The sequence below is a fragment of the Opitutia bacterium ISCC 52 genome, from assembly GCA_014529675.2.
Classification (GTDB): Bacteria; Verrucomicrobiota; Verrucomicrobiia; order Opitutales; family UBA2995; genus UBA2995.
Window position 1 is genome coordinate 1,561,691 of the sequence record CP076040.1, and the last position, 20,285, is coordinate 1,581,975.

The 20,285-nt window shown below is 49.2% G+C and carries 12 protein-coding genes; 9 read left to right on the top strand and 3 right to left on the bottom strand.

All coding sequences use genetic code 11. The features are described from left to right. Positions 1-4 precede the first annotated feature (4 nt). The 8 genes from GA003_06795 to GA003_06830 all read left to right on the top strand — a co-directional run bounded on the left by GA003_06795 (position 5) and on the right by GA003_06830 (position 11,547). A complete protein-coding gene (locus GA003_06795; protein ID QXD29672.1) occupies positions 5-1,879 on the top strand; it encodes a hypothetical protein in 1,875 nt (624 codons plus the stop codon). Between the two features lie 116 nt (positions 1,880-1,995). Further along, positions 1,996-2,997, top strand: a complete 1,002-nt coding sequence (locus GA003_06800; GenBank protein ID QXD29673.1) for a hypothetical protein — start codon at positions 1,996-1,998, stop codon at positions 2,995-2,997. 18 nt (positions 2,998-3,015) lie between these two features. Further along, positions 3,016-4,347, top strand: coding sequence for a tripartite tricarboxylate transporter TctB family protein (locus tag GA003_06805; protein QXD29674.1), 1,332 nt, complete (start codon positions 3,016-3,018; stop codon positions 4,345-4,347). 209 nt (positions 4,348-4,556) lie between these two features. Next, positions 4,557-6,053, top strand: a complete 1,497-nt coding sequence (locus tag GA003_06810) for a tripartite tricarboxylate transporter permease (GenBank protein QXD29675.1) — start codon at positions 4,557-4,559, stop codon at positions 6,051-6,053. Beyond that, positions 6,050-7,282, top strand: coding sequence for a mandelate racemase (locus tag GA003_06815; GenBank protein ID QXD29676.1), 1,233 nt, complete (start codon positions 6,050-6,052; stop codon positions 7,280-7,282). Before GA003_06810 ends, GA003_06815 begins: the two co-directional genes overlap by 4 nt. A gap of 30 nt (positions 7,283-7,312) precedes the next feature. Next, positions 7,313-8,257, top strand: coding sequence for an RraA family protein (locus tag GA003_06820; protein QXD29677.1), 945 nt, complete (start codon positions 7,313-7,315; stop codon positions 8,255-8,257). Positions 8,258-8,369: 112 nt separating this feature from the next. After that, positions 8,370-9,938: an arylsulfatase gene (locus GA003_06825; GenBank protein ID QXD29678.1), complete on the top strand. Its 1,569-nt coding sequence runs from the start codon at positions 8,370-8,372 to the stop codon at positions 9,936-9,938. Between the two features lie 58 nt (positions 9,939-9,996). Beyond that, on the top strand, positions 9,997-11,547 hold the full coding sequence (locus GA003_06830; protein QXD29679.1) for a sulfatase-like hydrolase/transferase: 1,551 nt from the start codon (positions 9,997-9,999) through the stop codon (positions 11,545-11,547). Between the two features lie 16 nt (positions 11,548-11,563). Here the strand turns inward: GA003_06830 and GA003_06835 are convergent, their stop codons facing one another. The 3 genes from GA003_06835 to GA003_06845 are packed head-to-tail and all read right to left on the bottom strand — an operon-like array spanning position 11,564 to position 16,712. Further along, the gene (locus tag GA003_06835; protein ID QXD29680.1) at positions 11,564-12,997 is read right to left on the bottom strand and encodes a sulfatase; all 1,434 of its coding nucleotides are present in this window, start codon (positions 12,995-12,997) and stop codon (positions 11,564-11,566) included. A gap of 7 nt (positions 12,998-13,004) precedes the next feature. Beyond that, a complete protein-coding gene (locus GA003_06840) occupies positions 13,005-14,042 on the bottom strand; it encodes a cyclase family protein (protein ID QXD29681.1) in 1,038 nt (345 codons plus the stop codon). A 21-nt stretch (positions 14,043-14,063) separates the two neighbouring features. Further along, positions 14,064-16,712 carry a PQQ-dependent sugar dehydrogenase gene (locus GA003_06845; GenBank protein ID QXD29682.1) on the bottom strand — a complete coding sequence of 883 codons (2,649 nt, stop codon included), beginning with the start codon at positions 16,710-16,712 and terminating at the stop codon, positions 14,064-14,066. Positions 16,713-16,972: 260 nt separating this feature from the next. Here GA003_06845 and GA003_06850 point away from each other — a divergent pair, with 260 nt between their 5' ends. Further along, positions 16,973-20,284: a DUF1592 domain-containing protein gene (locus GA003_06850; protein QXD29683.1), complete on the top strand. Its 3,312-nt coding sequence runs from the start codon at positions 16,973-16,975 to the stop codon at positions 20,282-20,284. The last annotated feature ends 1 nt before the right edge of the window (position 20,285 follow it).

Consider the following 20,285-nt stretch of genomic DNA (forward strand, 5'->3'; position numbering starts at 1 on the left):
TAAATTGTACATAAAGCGTTTGTATTGTAGTTCTATATGCTTTGCCGTCACCGCAATTGCGGTGACGGTTTTGCATGTTATCAGTTCTCTGTCCGCAGCTGAGGTACCTGCCTTTCAGGTAGATGAACAAAAAGAGCCGCCTACTTGGGCACTCTATGAGCGGCAGCTGATCGATACGCTCAATCAAGCCGGTATCGAGTTTTATGATACTTATGTATTGGAAGATGGCACTTTAGAGTGGAAGGAACGTTATGAGGGTGGGATGAATTCGTCCGACGATGCCTATGAAGCGTTTCGCGGGTATTCATTATTAACCGCGCTCGGTGGCTCTAAAGAGATCGACCGGCGACACCGCTACGTGTGGGAAGGTATTACCAAGCAGTTCGCACGGTACGGGCAAATCTACCGGGAGTTTGATTCGAACTGGGATTGGATGCACCACGGAGAGGGATATATTTCACTTTATCCGATGGGGATGGTGGAGCCTGACGATAGTAAATTCATCGATCGATCGGTGAGGTTCGCTGCGATGTATACGGGTGAGGATCCTGAATCTCCCAATTGGGATCCTGAGCATAAAATCATTCGGTCTGTCATGAACGGGAGCAGAGGCCCAAAAATGGAGTGGGTGAAACGCGACTGGATTCCTACCAATGCCAATCTCACTTACTACCCGTTACCCTTCTTTGATATCCCAGGCGTGGACGCTTCAACAGCTTGGATCAATGATCACCCGGATAACGATCAATTTGCACTGTTGGTTAAAGCGATGAGCGATCGCATGGCTAAAGGTGATGTCCCCATCAACCTAGCGGCGACCGCTTTAATCGCCAATGCCTACCTTTATACGGGTGAGGAAAAATACGTTCAATGGGTCAAGGATTATGTGGGCACATGGGAACGCTTAACCAAAGAGAATGGTGGCATTACTCCCGACAATGTGGGGCTCTCTGGAAAGATCGGTGAATACACCGGTTACTGGTGGGGTGGCTACTATGGTTGGGTATGGCCGCGCGGTGGAACGGATGTTGTTTACGCGACCTTAACTTCTGCCAAGGTTGCTACACTGATGACCGGGGACACAAGCTATGGAGAATTGCCCCGAAGCCAGATGGCGGTCATGCGCAAAGAAGGTAAACTGGAAAACGGCAGGTATGTAATGCCGATTCGCCATGACCAACGGGGTTGGTATAACTTCTCTTCTGAAATACCTTATCCCTATGTGAATCTTTGGTACCTTTATCATGACGACGATGATTGGAATAACATCGAGCGTTTGGCAGAGGCAGAGCTAAAACGAAGCGGCCACATCAGTGACCCTGATTTGGGCTGGGCTTATTTCGTGCGCGGCAGGAATCCGGATTATCCCGTTGAAGCATTCCAAAAGGATTTTCGCTTTGTGGCAGATAGGATGAACACCATCCGGGAGGAAAACGGTGATCCGGAAACCTTTGTTGATAATAAATGGATTAATCACGATCCCGTTCGCATGGACAATTTGGTCCGCTTAACGATTGGCGGAATGCCCATTCATAAACGGGGTGAGATGCTCCATGCCCAGGTTCGATATTTTGATCCGAAAAACAAACGGGCAGGGCTCCCTCAGGATGTAGCGGTTCTTGTATCACGTATCGAGGCTGATTGGGTTCAGATTGACATCAGCAATCTCAATCAGTTCGAACGCAGGCACTTGATGATTCAGGGAGGCACCTACGGGGAGCATCAGATCAAATCGATTCAGATAGGTGATGGAGCCAAGGAAGTGATCGATGGGCAGGCGTTGACTCTCGACTTGGGACCCGGAGCAGGTGTTTCAATTAAGCTTTCTTTGGACCGTTATAAGAACAAACCCAGTTACGATTTTCCATGGAAGGACTAAGAATTCCATTCGGCAGCAAGCTACCTCCTACTCCTCGATTCGGCTATTTGAATGTAGGAGGTAGCTTGCTGCCGATCAGATCAAATCTGTGGTTAAAGTCGTTTGACAAAAGAACCATGCCAGAAAGTAGCTATTGGAAATTGTTTCTCCTGTTATTTTCATCGATTCTGATGAGTAACAACTTATCTGCGCAAATGGGCTCTCCCGGGCACGGAGAAACCCAAGCCATAGGTCTGCACCCGACCAATCCAATGATTTTGTACGCAGGAGCTGCCAAAGGCTTGTGTAAATCAACCATCGGAGGAAAAGACAACTGGCCGACCGTAGGACTCGATACTTATTCTCCTCGAGCGATAGTCGTCGGTCAGAAGAATCCTTCCATCGTTTATGCAGGCACTCATAAAGTGGGAGTCTACAAGTCTTCCGATGGGGGCGATTCTTGGGACGAAGTGAATTTGGGAATTACTTACCCTGAAATTCGAGCGATGCTCATCCACCCCAAGAATGATAATATTGTCTATGCTGGGACCGACGGAGGAGGGGTCTTTAAAACGCTTAATGGCGGCGATTCCTGGAGAGAGATCAATCATGGTCTAATCGACAAGGTCATTCGTTCGATGGCTATGGATCCTCGTGACTCCGATGTCATCTATGCAGGCACCTGGCATGGAGTATATAAAACAACGGACGGTGGAAAAAATTGGTCGGCTGATCCTGAAGGGCTCTTCGATGTCGATGTGCGAGCGATAGCGCTCGATCCATCGAACCCGGATATCGTTTATGCAGGTACTCAGCCTCGCGGTGTTTATCGATCCGAAGATGGTGGGAAGACCTGGGCGAGAGGAAAAAATCCTCTGATGGAGCATATTGAATCGATGGCCATCGATCCAGCAAATCCAGGGCATGTCTATGTAGGTACGAGAGCAGGTGTGTTTGTAAGTACCGATAAAGCGGATACGTTTGTGACAGCCGGACTCCGTTGGTCCAACATGGCTTGGACGCTAATTTTTGATGCGAAAACAGACCCACCGACCTTGTATTATGGAGGAGTGGGAGGAGTTCTTAAGACGACGACTCGCGGCGTCCAGTGGGATGTGACAGGGCCTATTAGACCTTAACGTCTCGTACCTGATCGAATGACTGACGTTCAACGAAACGCTATTAAGCACACCCTCATTGCTGGACTCATCCTGGTCTCGATCTTTCAGTATGTGAAGTTAGGATCTGGCTTAGGAGAAGAATATCCCAGAAAACCCATACGCGTCGTGGTACCCTTTCAACCCGGCGGAGGATCGGACACCTTTGTTCGGATTGTTCAAAAGGCTATCAATGATGATCAACTCATGCCTCAACCTTTGGTAGTGGTCAACAAGCCGGGTGGGGGAACGTCGATTGGAAGCAGCTATGTGAAAGACGCGCGCGCCGATGGTTATGCAGTGCTCTGTTTGCACGAAGCCTTGATGGTGGCAAAGTCTAACGGACAATCACCGAACGGTCCCGACGATTATGAAGTAGCTGCTGCCACCGGGGAATTTGGTGTAGTGGTACTTGTTTCCAATGAATCTCCTTACCAAAACCTGGGAGATCTAATGGAAGCCGCCAAAGCTCAACCTGAGACCCTGAATTTTGGCATCAATTTCAATACCCCGACGCATTTTTCAGCTATTATGCTAGAGAATACGCTACCGGGAGCTCGCTTCCGGTTTGTCGCAACAGGTGGAGGTGCGCATCGATTGGCCGGAGTCATGGGAGGACATCTCGACGTCATCATTTTGTCTATCGGGGAGTATGTCCGATTTAAGGAGAACGGATTGAAGGCCATCGCTTATCTTGGGGAAGATCGTCTAGATTCTATTCCCGACATTCCAACCAGTGCGGAGTTGGGCTTTCCTGTTTTCAGTGCGAATCTTCACTATTGGTGGTTTCCTAAGGGTACAGATGCATCGATCGTAAATTTCTTCGCTGATGTCATGGGCAAGGTGATGGCCTCCGATTACGTGCTTCAACGTACGGAGGAGCTGCAGATTCTTCCACGAATCATCGTGGGAGATGAGCTGAGTCAACGCATTGACGATCGCATGGAAGCGTTTGGAAAAATCAAACCCGAGCATCGAATTGAACTGCCTGACTTTGAAGTTTGGACGATGGGATTTGTGTTATTGTTCGTATTGCTTGTATCGGTAAGCCACTTCCGAAACAAGCAAACCAAAGTCGATACGACATCTGAGATACGATTGCGTTACGATTTCGCTTTTGGGACCTTAGCGATGACGATTGTTTACGTATTGATCATGGGACTGGGGATAGTTCCATTTATTTGGGCGACCATCATCTTTGTAATGGTTGCTGGGCTATTTTTGACAGGCATGGATAAGCGTAAGTGGGTTTCCATCGTAGAAGTCGCTCTGCTCATGTCCTTTGGACTGCATTATGTCTTCACTCAATTGTTCACCATCGATCTGCCCTGATGATTTTTAGATCTACTTTGAGTTATTCCTTACAACAACGTACGGCATCGCGAGGACGCGATGTTATTCTGCGCTTCGCTTGTAGATGTGTCGGCATTCGCCTCGGTAGCCCTACCATCTCTGGCAATTATGAGTTAGGGCTACTGCGTCCTCGCAGTGCCGCATCTACGACATTGTCAGGTCAAAAGAGTACCTCTGCTGCTTAAACTATGGAAGCAATTCAAACAGCGTCGGCTTATATCTTTAGCGTCCAAGGAATGATGCTCGTGGTGATCGGCACCATACTGGGAATTACCATGGGAGCCATCCCCGGGCTGACTGGTGCTATGCTCATCGCACTGACGTTGCCGTTGACCTTCAATATGGATCCCATCAATGCCTTCATCCTGCTCATCAGCATGTATGTCGGTGCCATCAGTGGTGGATTGATTACAGCTACCTTGTTGCGTATGCCTGGGACACCTGCGTCGATCATGACGACGATGGATGGCTATCCCATGGCTCAAGCGGGCAGGCCTGGCAGAGCACTCGGATTGGGAATTACCGCATCATTCGTAGGAGGTTGTATTTCCTGGTTGTTCCTTATTACTCTATCCAAGCCAATTGCTCTCTATTCTACTAAGCTGGGGCCTTTTGATTTCTTCGCGTTAGTATTATTGGCTCTGGTGTTGATTGCATCAATAGGAGGCAAGTCAATGAGTCGGGCCTTTCTTTCAGCTTCACTGGGCGTTTTGGCATCACTGCCGGGTATCGATAAGGCAACGGGAAATCTGCGCATGACCTTTGGTTTCGAAGAGCTGAATGGGGGGCTTAAGTTATTACCCGTGCTCATCGGAATGTTCGCCATTAGTCAGGTCATTTCTGATCTCACCAGGATGGAAGAAAAGATCACCATCATCCCATTAAAGCTTGCTCGTGAGATGTTGTTCAGTTTGAAAGACTGGAAGGATCAGGCAATCAACCTGATCCGTTCTTCTTTCATCGGAACGTGGGTGGGAATTCTTCCTGGCATTGGCGCCAATATCGGATCGGTATCTGCCTACAGTGCGGCAAGGTCCTTAGCGAAGCCTGAAGAACAAGCCAAATTTGGGGAAGGTTCCGAGACGGCCATAGTGGCATCTGAATCCGCCAATAACGCAACCATTGGTGGCGCCTTGATCCCATTGGTGTCATTAGGGATTCCCGGCAGTGTGGTCGATGCGATCCTACTCGGCGGATTGCTTATTCATGGACTTCAACCGGGACCATTACTGTTTCAACAGAATCCAGAGATGGTCTATACCATCATGGGTTCGATGTTCGTATCCAACGTCTTCATGTTTCTGTTCATGCTAGTGGCGGTAAAGCATATCGCGAAGTTGGCTTCCTTGCCGCGGAGCTTGTTGATGCCGGTGATCTTGGTTTTCTGTATCATTGGATCGTTTGCTCTGTCTACGCGTATGTTTGATGTGTGGACCATGATATTCTTTGGGTTACTCGGATTTGCTTTCGAGCGGATGAAAATCCCTCTGGCACCTTTTGTGATTGGATTTATTTTAGCCCCTATTGCAGAAGAGAATTTGCAAGCCGGCCTCATGGCTTCGAGTGGTAGTTTTCTGCCGTTGATTCAACGCCCTGTATCTTTGATTTTTGTGGTAACCTCGTTGCTGTTACTCACAGTCCCATTGTATAAGAGATTTAAATACGGCCCAACAAAAAGCCCATGACCCACACCATTTTCAAAATCACAACTGATGTGAAAGAGTTCCCGCTCAAAGAAGGGGACGGAACCGACTCCATTCACACGGATCCTGTCTATTCTTACATCGTAACTTACTTGCATACGGATACCTCTATCTGTGGAACCGGTATTGTATTCACGCTTGGTGCTGGAAATCAGGAGATTCGTTCTCTGATTGAGGGCCTGGTTCAACCTTTGGTCGGTTGCGAGGTAGAGGAACTGATGTCTCGGTTTGGGAAGCAGGTTAAGCAGTTGGCTGAGCATCCTAGATATCGTTGGTTGGGCCCACATAAGGGTATAATTCACCTGGCATTGGCCAGCATCACCAACGCCTGTTATGATCTCTGGGCAAAGGCTAGGGGAGTGCCTTTATGGAAACTACTGATTGATCTGACTCCTGAGCAAATCGTTGATACTTTGGATCTGAGCTACCTTGAGGATGAGCTGACGAGAGAAGACGCGATTCAATTGTTGAAGGAAAATCAAGCTGGTAGTGAAGAACGTGCCGGAATCATTGAGAAAGGCTACCCGGGTTATGATACTTCAATTGGTTGGTTCAATTACTCGGATGAGCAGGTAAAAGAAAACGTTAAGAAGGCTGTCGCGGCTGGATTCGATTCCATGAAGTTAAAGGTCGGATCTCCTGAGACGGAACGAGATGTTCGTCGGGCTTACATGGTGCGAGAAGCTGCCGGTGACGACGCACGAGTGATGTTGGACGTGAATCAGAGCTGGTCCCTGCCAAAGGCCATTTCAACCTCCAAAGCTTTGGCTGACATGTCACCGTTTTGGATAGAAGAGCCGACTCAACCCGATGATGTGATTGGCCATCAAGCCTTGGCCAAGGAGATAGCTCCGATTGATATCGCTCTAGGCGAGCACGTTTCGAACCGGGTGATGTTTAAGAATTTCATGCAGGCCAAAGCGGTAAAGTATGTGCAAGTGGATTGCACTCGCGTAGGGGGTATCAGTGAATACATTACAGTGAGTTTATTGGCACGCAAATTTGGACTGACCGTCGTGCCACACGTGGGTGATATGGGACAGATCCACCAACATCTTGTTTTGTTTAATCATATTACGCTTGGGCAGGATGCCTTATTCCTGGAACATATCCCGCATTTACGAGACTACTTTTTGCATCCGGCTATCGTTGAAGTTGGCATTTACAAAACGCCTCAGGAACCCGGAGCGAGTTCTGATTTTGTTAGCTGAATCAATCATTTAATAATCAATCCAATCATCATGATCTTAAATAAAGTTACCCGTTCAATCATCTGTGTTGTTTATATTCTTGCAGCCGCAGGGTCGGTTTCGGCCATGCCATTTTCCTTGGAAAGGGAAGCGATGATCAAATTCACGCCTCATTGGGAGGGAGAACGTTTCCCGAATGGGCGTCCAAAGGTATCCGATAGTATTCTTGAGCGTATGAAGCTTGTGGATATCGAAGCTGCCTGGGTGGTTTTGAGAAATGAAGGCTACGAATATCAATTTGAGGAAGGCTGGGAGCATGTTCACCCTGGTGAGATACTCTGTGGTCGAGCGATGACAGCGATGTACATGCCTCTGCGAAAAGACGTCAATGAAGTGGTAGACGCGCAAGCTGAGGTGGACGGTCATTCCGGAGGCCAGGTTACCTGGCCCATCGACATGCTACAGCAGGGTGATGTTTATGTGGCAGATGTTTACAATAATCAGAATGATGGTGGCCCTATTATTGGAGCGAGCTTGGGGACGACCATCTTTGCAAATTCAGGAAACGGAGTGCTTTTCAACGGAGTGGCTCGCGATCTGGAGCAGCTTGAGAAAATCAAGGGATTCAACGGTTTCGTGCGTGGCTGGAATCCCAGCTTCTACTGGGCATCCATGATTACTGGTATCAATGTCCCGGTGAATGTGGGCGGCGTAACCGTCATGCCGGGCGATGTTATCTTGGGTAAGCGTTCCGGTATCATTGTTATTCCAGCGCATTTGGCCGAGAAGGTTGTGAAAACTGCGGAGCTTATCCGCCTACGCGACCAATTTGGCTTTGAGCGAATAAAGGCGGGCACCTATACCGCAGGTCAAATCGACGCTCGTTGGTCGGATGCGGTTGAAAAGGATTTTTCCGGTTGGCTCGAAAATCACATGGATCGTCTGCCGGTTCCTAAAGAACAAATTCAGGAGCTGCTTAAGGAGAGAACCTGGTAGGTTACAGTTCGTGAGAGTTTTTGTGATCGGATTTAAACCCTTGATATCCGAATAGGCTTCCGCATGTTTGGAAGTTGCCCCGACCACCAACAGTTAACCCAGTCTCTACTCTATGGAATTCGATCTACTTGTTCGTGTGCCGGGCCGTACCCGCATTAAGCAAGCTCTGGCTACTTTTCTTCACTTGGTCTTTTTAAGCGCTTCAGTTGGTTTGTGGGGTCTGACCGAGAAGCCCAATATTATCCTTCTTATTGCTGACGACCAAGGTTGGGGCGACGTCGGCTATCATGGCAGTGAAATTTCCACGCCGAATATCGACCAGCTAGCCAAGGAAGGCCTGGAAATGAACCGTTGGTATTCCTACCCCTGGTGTGGTCCTACTCGTACCGCTCTTTTAACCGGTCACATTGCGGGTCGTCATGGATCCTTCTTTGGTGGCGCGAATCTGACTCATGATGAGCCATTATTGAATGAAGTGCTGCAAGACGCGGGCTACATGACTATGACCGCTGGAAAGTGGCACTTGGGAAACAGGACGAAAGCGGATTTCCCTATCAACCGCGGATTTGATCATACCTACGGTTCTCTGGGTGCTGGAATTGATTACTATACCCATGCCAGCGGAGAAGTGAGGGATTGGGCTCGTGATGGAAAAACCGTATTTGAGAATGGCTATATGACCGATCTTTTCGGCAACGAAATTTGTCGGCTGATCCGGGAACGGGATCCTTCCAAACCCTTCTTCACCTACGCGGCATTCACCGCACCCCACACGCCACTTCAGGCACCGCAGGAATATATCGATAAATACGCTCATATCGAAGATGAGAATCGCCGCATTTATTGCGCCATGGTTGAGGTTCTGGATGTGGCCATTGGCAATATTCTGAAGACGGTCGACGATGAAGGTATTCGTGATAACACTCTGGTGTTATATTTTTCAGATAATGGGGGTAATGTCCGTGCTGGGGGAGCTAACAATGGTGAATTACGGGATGGTAAAAGTTCTCTCTACGAAGGGGGAACTCGACTTCCTGCTATCTTTCGCTGGCCTGGCAAAATTCCTGCCGGAGCAAAAAGCGAACAACCTATGGTGGTCCATGATCTGTTTCCAACCTTGGTGGATGCCTTGAGTCTCAAAACAAATCTAAATACTCCGTTTGATGGAGAGAGTTTGTGGGATGTATTGCAGACCGGGAAAACCCGGCCACGCCAAGCGGATCTTGTGATCACTGCTCCTTATGGGTATTCTGTTCACTCAGGGGATTTTAAGCTGATTCACACGAACCTGAACAAGAGCCAAGCCGACCTCGAAGAATCGGTTGAGCTATACAAAATTTACGAAGATCCTAACGAAAACAGCAACGTGGCCGGGGATTACCCGGAAGTGGTTAGTCAAATGATTTCACGCACGAAATACGTTACACCTTGGATCTACGAATCTAGCATGCCGACACGCGGACGCTTTGCAGCAGGTGGTCCTGCTGGTCGTGGACGTGCAGGTCCAAATGCTGCTGGTCCTCGAGCTCAAAACGGTCAGGGAGGTCCTGGTGGTCCTAGGGGTGGCGGTCGCGGAGGTGCTGGCCCTCGTCGTGGAGGTGGAGGTGCCGATTCGGTTCCAGTGACCCGTGACAGTGACAACAACATCATCCATCTTCACGAATCTATTTCAGGCGATTAGTCTGTGATTTAAAACTCTATTAGCCTGTAATCTTCTTAATCATATACCCAGCTCGAACATGTACAATAAAACTCTACTGCCCCTGATGGGTGGCTTATTTCTGATCGCCGTTTCGAACCTCATTGCCACAACGACAAAACCCAACGTCATTCTACTTGTTTCCGACGACCAAGGTTGGATGGATGTGGGGTATCACGGCGGCGAGATATCTACTCCTAATATAGATCAATTGACCAAGGATGGTATGGAGTTGAATCGATGGTATTCCTACCCGATTTGCTCTCCCACTCGAGTGTCTTTGCTCACCGGTCATATGTCCATGCGTCATGGTGTTTTTTCGCCGATTCCAGGTAATATGACCATTCCGCATGATGAGCAGCTGATGAGTGATGTCTTTAAAGATGCTGGCTACATGACCATGACGGCTGGCAAGTGGCACCTCGGAATGACTCATAAACGAGATTTTCCTATCAACCGTGGGTTTGATCATACCTATGGTTCCTTGCGTGCGGGACCAGACTATTGGACCCATGGGCGAGGTGAGCAAAAGGACTGGGCGCGTGATGGTAAGACTGTATTTGAAAGCGGATACATGACAGATCTTTTTGGAAATGAGATTTGTCGCTTGATTCGTGAGCGTGATACGTCGAAACCCTTCTTCACCTACGCAGCATTCACTGCTCCCCATACTCCTTTGCAGGCTCCGCAGGAATACATTGATAAGTACGCTCACATTGAAGATGAATCCCGCCGTATTTACTGCGCTATGGTTGAGGTTTTGGATGTGGCCATCGGCAACATTCTCAAGACGGTCGATGACGAGGGCATCCGCGATAACACGATCGTAATGTTCTTTTCTGATAACGGAGGTGCTGCAGGTGCCGATAACGGGAATTTTCGTGGAAGAAAAGGTACTGTTTATGAAGGTGGCACGCGCTTACCGGCAGTCATTCGTTGGCCCGGCAAAATTCCGGCCGGAGTGAAAAGTGAGCAGCCTATGGTTGTGTATGATCTTTTTCCAACTCTGGTGGAAGCGATAGGATTACCCACGAATCTCAATACACCCTTCGATGGAGAAAGCCTTTGGGATAACTTGCAAACAGGAAAAGCTCGTCCTCGTAAAACGGACATGCTCATTGGGAACTCAACAGCCTATGCGGTCCACTCTGGTGAATTCAAACTGGTTCATTCCAATATCAACAAGCATCAGACTGATGTAACTGAAACCGTGGAATTATTTAGCATCTTCGAAGATCCCTATGAAGAAACCAACCTGGCAGATCAATATCCGGATGTAGTCAAGAAAATGATGGCGCGTTCAACACAGGTTGCTGAATGGGTCCGCGAGGCACCTCAGCGAACCAACCGACGTGGCGGCCGTGGTGGTGCCGGCGGTGCCCTTGGGGGTCGAGGTCCCGGCGGCGGTGGCCGTGGAGGTCCAAATGCTCAAGGTGGGGCTGGAGGGAATACAGATGCTGTTGGAGGCCGTGGTGGCCCTGGTGGAGGTCGAGGTGGCCCTGGTGGAGGCCGAGGTGGGCCAACAGCCGCTCCCGCTCTGGACGCTAATGGGAACATCATTCACATACACGAATCCGTGCCAGGGGAATGAATCACAATCGATACTGTTAGTTCTTATTGTCCAAATTCGGCTTTGGCATGGGTGCTTTTACTTTGTCGCGCCAAGCTTGCAGTTTGGCTTGAAGATTGGCGGCTAGGGGAGGGCGAGTATCAGCTTGGTTGTTTGTCTCTCCCGGGTCGGAAATAAGATCGTATAGTTCGAGGCGACCATCTTCATGAAACTCCATGAGTTTCCACTGCCGTTGGCGAATCGAGCTTACAGGACTCGTCGTCTGGTAGTAGTGTGGGTAGTGCCAGTAGAGTGTAGTACGTCTTAGACTTGAATCAGGATTCTGCAAGGTGGGTGTTAAGCTAATGCCTTCGACGTCACGATTGTGATCGGAATCACCAGTCAATCCTGTCATCTCTAAAATAGTAGGGTAGAGGTCGGCGGTTATTACCGCTTGTTCCGAGATCGATTGAGGCTTGGTCACGCCGGGCCAGTGAATAATGAGGGGAACTCGAACGCCGCCTTCGTAAAGAGAACCTTTTCCAGATCGAAGAGGGGCATTGGAAGTAACGGTTTGACCGTCGTAGTTATTAATGAATCCACCGTTGTCTGAGGTGAGAATCACGATGGTGTTGTCCGCTACTCCACTGTCTTCAATCGTTTGTCGAATGCGTCCGACATTGTCATCGAGTGTTTCATGCATGGCCGCATAGTGTGCGTTGTCATGATCCATGCCTGGGTGGATGGCATCTTTGTATCTCTCAGCGACCTCAGGCTTTCCCTCGATCGGTGTGTGCACGGTATAATAGGACATATAGAGAAAAAAGGGCTCGCCCGCAGACTGTGTGATGAATTGTACAGCTTTATCAGTCAGCCGATCGGTTAGATGCTCGCCTTCACGATCTTCCGTTGCGTCTATTCCAGGAATGTAGCGCGGGTGAGCACGTTCACCTGATCCCCAGGTACCTCGATACGGAAAATAAAAGGTGGGGGGTGCTCCCCAGAAGCTGCCTCCAAAAGTAAAATCAAAGCCGTGAGTTTCCGGATAGTGGGACGCTTCGCCTAAATGCCATTTGCCTACATGGCCTGTTCGGTAACCTCCTTCACGCAGAACTTCCGCAATGGTCACTTCTTTGTGGGGTAGATTGCCTTCAACTACAGGTGGGGTAAGAGGACGATTCTTTTGTGGCACACGGCTAGCCTCGTGCCAGATGGTCATGTTCAACTGGGCTGGAGATTTGCCAGTCATAAAAGCTGCCCGTGTAGGGGTGCAGACGGGGGCGCTGGCATAGGCCTGATTAAATTTCATGCCGTCTGAAGCTAACTGATCGATATGAGGAGTTTGATGAAGGTCGGAGCCGTAGGAACTCAATCCAGTCCAACCCATATCATCGACCATGATGACCACGATGTTTGGTTTATCTTGGGCGTGAGTTAATACCGAACTTAGAAACAGAACGGGTATGATAAGTAGTTGGATAAAACGTCGCATGGAAAACTTAGCGAATGGCTATAGGTCGCAGTGTGAATCCTGCGGTGGTTCCTTTGATCTTGTTGGTTGAGCACACGTAGGCGAACTCATAAACTTTATCAGCCGCTAGATCGTCCAGGTAGTGTAACTCTCCGATGTGCACTCCCTGGCGAATGAGCAGGTAGTTGTGGACGGGAATGAAGGTATTGTACTCTTTGACAAGGGCATCCATTTCCTCAGGTCGTGGGGCTCGTTCTAAACCGCTCGTGTCACTTCCGATCAACATCGAACCTTGTTCTTCAACGAGCCACTTAGCACCTTCGAGCGTCAATCCTGCTGTGTCGTGGGCGAGAATCTTCTCCCGATCTTCTAGTTTATCCCAATATCGGATCGATCCCGTCCGGAGGAGGACCACATCGCCGGGAGCTAGTTGCGTACCTTGTTTCTTAAGAGCACCTTGCAGGTCTTCAATTGTTATCCCGTAGTGTGGAGGTAGGACGGATACGCCTTTATAGCTGGCTACATCGATGAGTACTCCGCGAGCGATAATAGAAGGGATGGTTGTCGCATCGCATTTGCGAATGCCCCAATCACCACCCCAGTCGGCTTCTGTAAAGCCGTTGTACCAATGGTTGTCTTTGCCTTCAACCACATGACCCAGGCCATCTATTTGAGTGGCGACGTTGTCGTTAATAAATAAAGCGCAACTATGCCAAGCCGTTCCTCCTTCATCAGTAGGAAAGCCGCCCTGGCGTTTTACGCCTTCCGGAGTACGGAAGGTCATGATCTCTCCGGGACTGTGTCCCGGCCATTTGAATGAATCACGATCGTAGGTCACGCCCAGGTCATAGGACTTGCCCGACTTCGCCAGCTTCAGTGCGGCTAGTTTGCTGGCATCCGTCATTTCGTTCAGTGACCCCACTTCGTCTTCCGCTCCCCAGACCCAACCCCAACCGTTTCCTTTTTTCCATTTCTTCATGCCAGAATCGCCGGCGTAAGTTAATGAGGGTAGAAATACGAAGACAGTTAGTAGAGCCAAATGAGATATCTTAAATATGCGTTTCATGAGCTGTGGTTGTTTGTCGGATTAATTAAATTCTATCCAGTTGAGGCCGATGGTTTGTCCATCAGGTTGGTCAAAGTGCACTACGACGCAGACATTCGAAAGTCCCTTCGCATTTTGGAGGGAGGCGCCGATCTCGGAGTATGCATGGTTCTCGGTAACGGGAATTTGGATACTAGAAAGGAGGGGGCCGTTGGGGGATCCATTGCGGAGTTCGATACGGCCCGTTCTGGATCCCAGGTTGGCTGCGTTAGCGGTTATGTCGGTAATGCCCTCAAGGTCGAGTTCTTTCCAGATAATATAGTCGCCATCTGTGAAATGGCCGAGAATACCCCCGTCGCCAGCCATGTCTACGTATTCCATGCCCGAGGCTTCATCGTAAAGGGCCGCTTTCTTCTTACGAGCGTGAAGAATGACTGAGGATTCTCCTCTTAGGGGAGCAGCGTTACCAGATCCTTGGTCAGTATATTCTGCAGTGAGGACGAAAACACCTCCGTCAGTCCGGATGCCTTCTCCGGGGACGGGCGGTACTGTCCAGTTGTTAGTGGTGGCTCGTCGTGGCGTGGTCCACGTTCCTTGATTTCCTAACTTGGGAGCATTAGCGGATTCGTGCGTGAGTGACAAAATCCAGTTCACCATCTGGCGGGCTTGGTTGATATTGTGTTGCGGATGAGGGGGCATCGGAAGTTCTCCCCAGATCCCGGTTCCGCCAGACAGGATTTTTTGCGCCAGCATTTCTAAGGCAGCTGAATCACCGGTGTATTTATCCGTAACGGATTGGTAAGGCGGTCCTGCAGAGGCAGCGTCGGATAGGTGGCATGAGAAACAAGTGCTTTGACGCATCAATGCCAATCCGGGGTGGGTGAATTCGTCCTCCTCCTTGGATGCGTACCGACGGTTTCGATACTCCCCTTGAACGGCGACTAATGAAGGATTTACGGCCTCGCTGTCAACATCACTTAGCTCGACGGAATAAGCGATCTCTGTTTCCCAATCGAAAAAGGAACCGTGGGCAGGTTGAGTGAAGGTTAATTGAGGCCGTGCATTACCCACCTGAATCGTTTCTGTGACGGTATGCGAGCCACGACCAGGGTCTTCAGCTGTGAGTCCCAATTTGTACGAGCCGGGTTCTCTGAATGTATGAGTAAAGGTAGAGCCCTTGCTCTGTGCTCGGCCATCTACAGACCAGGTGTAGTTGAGCTGGTCGCCGTCCGCATCGGTTGACTCGGATGCATCGAACTCGAGTGTCAGCGGGTGCCGGCCCGCTGTTTCCAGCGCGTTTAACTTGGCCACAGGGTTTCGATTCCCTCGACGGTAAATAATACGGACGATGCGGCTATCCTGGTTTTCCCACCACATGTCACCGTATTCGATCATGTACAATGCACCGTCAGAACCGAACTTGATGTCGATGGGGCGTCGAAGATCCCGGTTTTGCATAAAAGGTCGAAAATCGAGGTCCTCAGTTGTTGGGTCAATGGTCTGGATCCAGTTACGCATCCATTCATAAATTAGAACACGTCCATCAAAGGCCTTGGGAAACTGGATGGTCGATGGAATCGAAGGATCAAAATGGTATACTGGACCCGCCATCATGGAACGGCCACCGCTACCCATAGTTGGAAACATTTTCGATTCGGTGCTGGGGTACCAAATGAGCGCCGCCTTGGCAGGTGGAAGATCTTTGGTGCCCGTATTGTTGGGAGAGTTGTTTTTGGGGCTAGCGGGATCGTAGCGTTCGATTTCCTCGTTCTTTTCAAAGTCCCAAACAGGTAAGGCTTCATTGTCCCCCACAAAGGAAGGCCAGCCGAAATTAGAAGCTTCGGTGGCAACGTTGAGTTCGTCGTACCCCAAGGGGTTGATGCCCAGCTCGGGTAGAATATTTGGTCCAACGTCACCGATGTAAAGCGCCCCGGTTTTGTCGTCGACGGCGATGCGAAAGGGATTGCGTAAGCCCATGGCATAGATCTCTGGATGGCCGTCCTTCCCATCCGGGAAGAGGTTGTCCCTGGGAGTCGTATAACTGCCGTCCTTTTCGGGATGAATTCTCAAGATTTTTCCGCGGTAATCGCGAGAATTGGCAGCCGAACGATAGGCGTCCCAGTTGATTCGATCAGGTCGCCTGTCTACCGGCAATCCAGGGTCGAAGTGACAGTTGTCACCATTACCGATATAAAGGTCTCCGTTGTCACTCATCCACATGGCGCCACCCATGTGGAATATGTGTTCGTCGTCGTACGGCCAGCTGAGCAGTTCAACTTCTGAACTCGAAGCCATATGATCGTCTTTAACCGTAAATCGACTGACGCGCATAGTGGTTGGTTTGTCGGCAGGGCAGAAAAGAACATAGAGGAAACCGCTTTCCAGAAAATCCTTGGCCACGGCCATACCGAGAAGACCGACTTCGCCTTTGGCAAAGGTATCTACTCCTCCTAACTGGAGTACTTCTCCCGATACTCGATCCCAGCGTTTTACGGTACCTCGAAATTCCACGAACACAATATCTCCGTTGGGTAGAACCTCCAGCTGCATGGCGTCGAGACTGGCGGGCACTAAAATCTCTCGTTCAAAGCGGTCAGGGTCGTAATCCTGGGAGATGGCTTCCTGCTGGCTGAATCCCATCCACAGGATCGATGAAAAGAGGACGATACGAAGTTTGAGGATCGAATTCATGAAAGCGGTTGATTGAGAAGAAGCCGTTTCGCGGTTTGGTCGCAAAGGGCCGACCTCTAAACTATTTCAGTTGTTGGGGCTTCCTCAAGCCTTTTGCCAGCATTCGAACGATATTTGTTTCCTTAAAAAAATATTTTGGATCGTATGTGGTATTCGGATACCCAGATCGGCGATTTACGAATAGCTATAATTCGTTGACACCGCTTTGTTTACTGATTGTGTAATGAACCTGCACTCCTTGATCTGATCTGCCCGAGAAAATGACCCTGAGATCCGTTCATTTCGCTACCTCTGCCCCAGGTGTAACGGCTGGTAAATTCATCCGTTTGGGCTGCGTTTTGGCTATGATGTATGTGTTGTGCACCAAGCTGGCTCTGGGAGCGGATTGGGACGCTGCTTCTGCATTCCCTGTCATCAAAGAATACTGCTTTGACTGTCACAATGAGGAGAAAAGAAAAGGAAATGTGAATCTGGAGCCTCTTTTGGCGAATCACGATTTTGGAAAAGATTTTAAACTCTGGGAGCTAGCCTCAGAGATGCTGGAATTTGAAGACATGCCTCCGGTCGAGGAAGAGCAACCAAATGATGAGGAGCGGGAGCAGTTAGTGGACTTTATTAGAGGCGGTGTGCAATCAGCAATTGAGGAAAATGCAGGAGATCCAGGGAAGGTGGTGCTGCGTCGGCTCACCAGTGCTGAGTATGCTTACACGATTCAGGATTTGACTGGATTGAATCTGGGCTTGGAGAAAACCTTATTAGGGGATGCCGTTGGCGGAGAAGGCTTTTCTAATGTGGGTGATGTTCAGTTTGTTCAAGACTCTACGATTGAGCAGTATTTGAAAGCGGCCAAACAAGTGGCTTCTCATGCGGTGATCGGAGCCGGACCATTGACCTTCTACGACAACCCTGGGAAAACCGGACAAGAGCTCTCTGCGATTAATCGTATCCAATCTATATACCAAGAGCATGGCTTTAGCACGGGTGCAGGTGAGGGAGCTGAAGCCTTTGGACTGGAGCGCTATCCGAAGGCCTTCTTTGCTGCATGGCGCTACAAACATCGTCGTGCTCTGGGGGAACGATCTTTAAAACTGAAAGACTTGGCCGAATCAGAAAACCTCGAAATTCGATTTTTAGAACATATCTGGTCAGTGCTAAATGAAAAGGGTCTCAGGTTTCCTTCTACGGAAATTGTGAAAGCCTGGTATGAACTTCCTCTACCGAACTCGGGACCTGACTCCAAAGAAGAAGCCATTCGACGAGCATGTTCTGAGCTTTATGACTTATTGCAGAGTTGGCAAAAAGCATTGGCGGCAAACTCAATAGACGATGAAGAAGCTCCCGCTTTGACAGAAAAGAACTTTCGGCCAACCTTGGACTACTCATTCAGCACGCGAGTAAACAAAGCGGAGAATGCCAAATATTCAACTGTTGAGATTTCAGTGGTCTCTGCAAGTGGTGAAGGTAAAGTTCCCGTTGTGCGATGGAAGGATCCTGAAATCGTTTTCCGTGAATCGGGTGAAACCACATCCACCGTCGTTCCCTTAGCAGAGGTTGTGACTGAAGAAACACGTGCTGCCCTCAAATTCGGCCATGGTGTAGATGGGATGCCTGTTGAGCCAAACGAGTTCGTTACCGTAGGTTCTCAGGTACTCACCGTTCAATATGAGGTGTCGGGCGAAGTTCGCGGCACGGCACTGCATGTTGATGTAGAACTCGATATTGAGCATGGGGATGATAGTATGGTGCGTTGTGTTGTTTTTGTTCCGCGCGTCGAGGGCGAGGAGGTTTCTGCAACAGGAGCTGCATCCGTTTTGTTGGCCAATCCTAATGGAGCCGAAACCGAAGCTCGAAAAAGAGGGGTAGCCGAATTCGCTCGCAAGTTGCCTCAGGTGTCACATCGCAAACCTGCTCCTTCCGATCGCGATCCTATCCCTGAACCTTTTGACAATACTTACAACAAACCGGAGCGGAATGCCTTCCATTACATCATTAAGTATCACCGCGATGATCGGTTTATTTATGAGAGTATTCTCGATTCCGACGGTCAGGAGGAGCTCGATCATGCCTGGGTAGACTTGCTGACATCCTTTGATTACCATGACACCTTCATTCGCTTTATCGCCGATAAGTTTGATTTGGAGTTAGGGGATCTTGCGATGGCTGATTTGAGTCAGAGCTGGATTGATGAGCAGCCGGTCGAAGTTCGCGATTATATTCAGAGTTTGTATGACAATCATAGCAATGCTCAGGCAAAATTGAAAGCAGCCGAGAAAGGACACTTGGAAGATACCCTGGTATTTGCCGAACAAGCATGGCGTAGACCTTTAACGCGCGATGAGCGGAAACGTCTTAAAACGTTTTATCAGCGTATCCGTGAAGAAGGAGAGTTAGGACATGACGAGGCGACTCGCTTGTTGCTGGCTCGTGTTCTAACAGCTCCTGCGTTTCTATACCGTATAGAAGAATCGCCTAATCGAAAGAAGATGGTTCCGTTGTCTGATTATGCCTTAGCGAGTCGTTTAAGTTATTTTCTGTGGTCTTCCCAACCTGATGAAGAACTTCTTCGCGTGGCTGCTTCAGGTAAATTGAAAAAGCCCGATGTTCTGGTGGCTCAGACCAAGCGAATGTTGAAGCATCCCAATGCTCGTAGGTTTGCCACTGAATTTTTTGGTCAGTGGTTTGGTTTCTATCGTTTTGATGAATACAAGGGGGTCGATACAACCAAATTTACAGAATTCACTGATTCTTTGAAGGCTTCCATGTATGAAGAAGCTGTCTCTTCTTTTGAGTACTTAGTGAGAAAAGATCGATCTGTTTCGGATATCCTATTTGCGAATCATAGTTTCTTAAACGAGGAACTCGCTTCCCATTATGGTATCGATCTGGCGAATACAGATAAGGGAGAACTCGTGAAAGTATCTGATCTGGGAGATCAGCACCGAGGCGGATTGCTTCAGTTAGGTGCAGTACTTACAGTGACATCCGCTCCGTTGCGGACAAGTGCAGTCAAACGAGGCGATTGGATTCTTCGGCGTATTTTGGGAACTCCCGTACCATCGCCCCCTGCTGATGTTGGGTCGATTCCTGCGGACGAAGTGTTACCGGATGGTCTCACCGTGCGACAGAGGTTGGAAGCGCATCGAAGCGATGCCTCTTGTGTGAATTGTCATTCGCGTATGGATCCACTAGGGTTTGCATTGGAGAATTTTGATCCTGTAGGACGCTGGCGAGATACCTATGCGGACGGGCAAGCAATCGAAACCTCAGGGACTCTCAATACCGGAGTCGAAATACCGGATCTCCAAGGTTTACTGAGTTACTTGGGCGAGAATAAAACCCAGGTAAACCGCAATTTGAGCGCTAAATTGCTGGGTTATGCCCTTGGACGCGCTGAAATTATTTCAGATCGTCCTTTGATCGATCAGATGGTGAAAAGCATCTCAAAGGATGAGCGATTTTCAAATCTTGTTGTGCAAGTGGTAACAAGTCCTCAGTTTCTCAATCAACGTGGCCGTGGTATGGATGCAGATATGGCCGCCATTGAACCTAAGAATGACCCAACAGAAGGCTAAG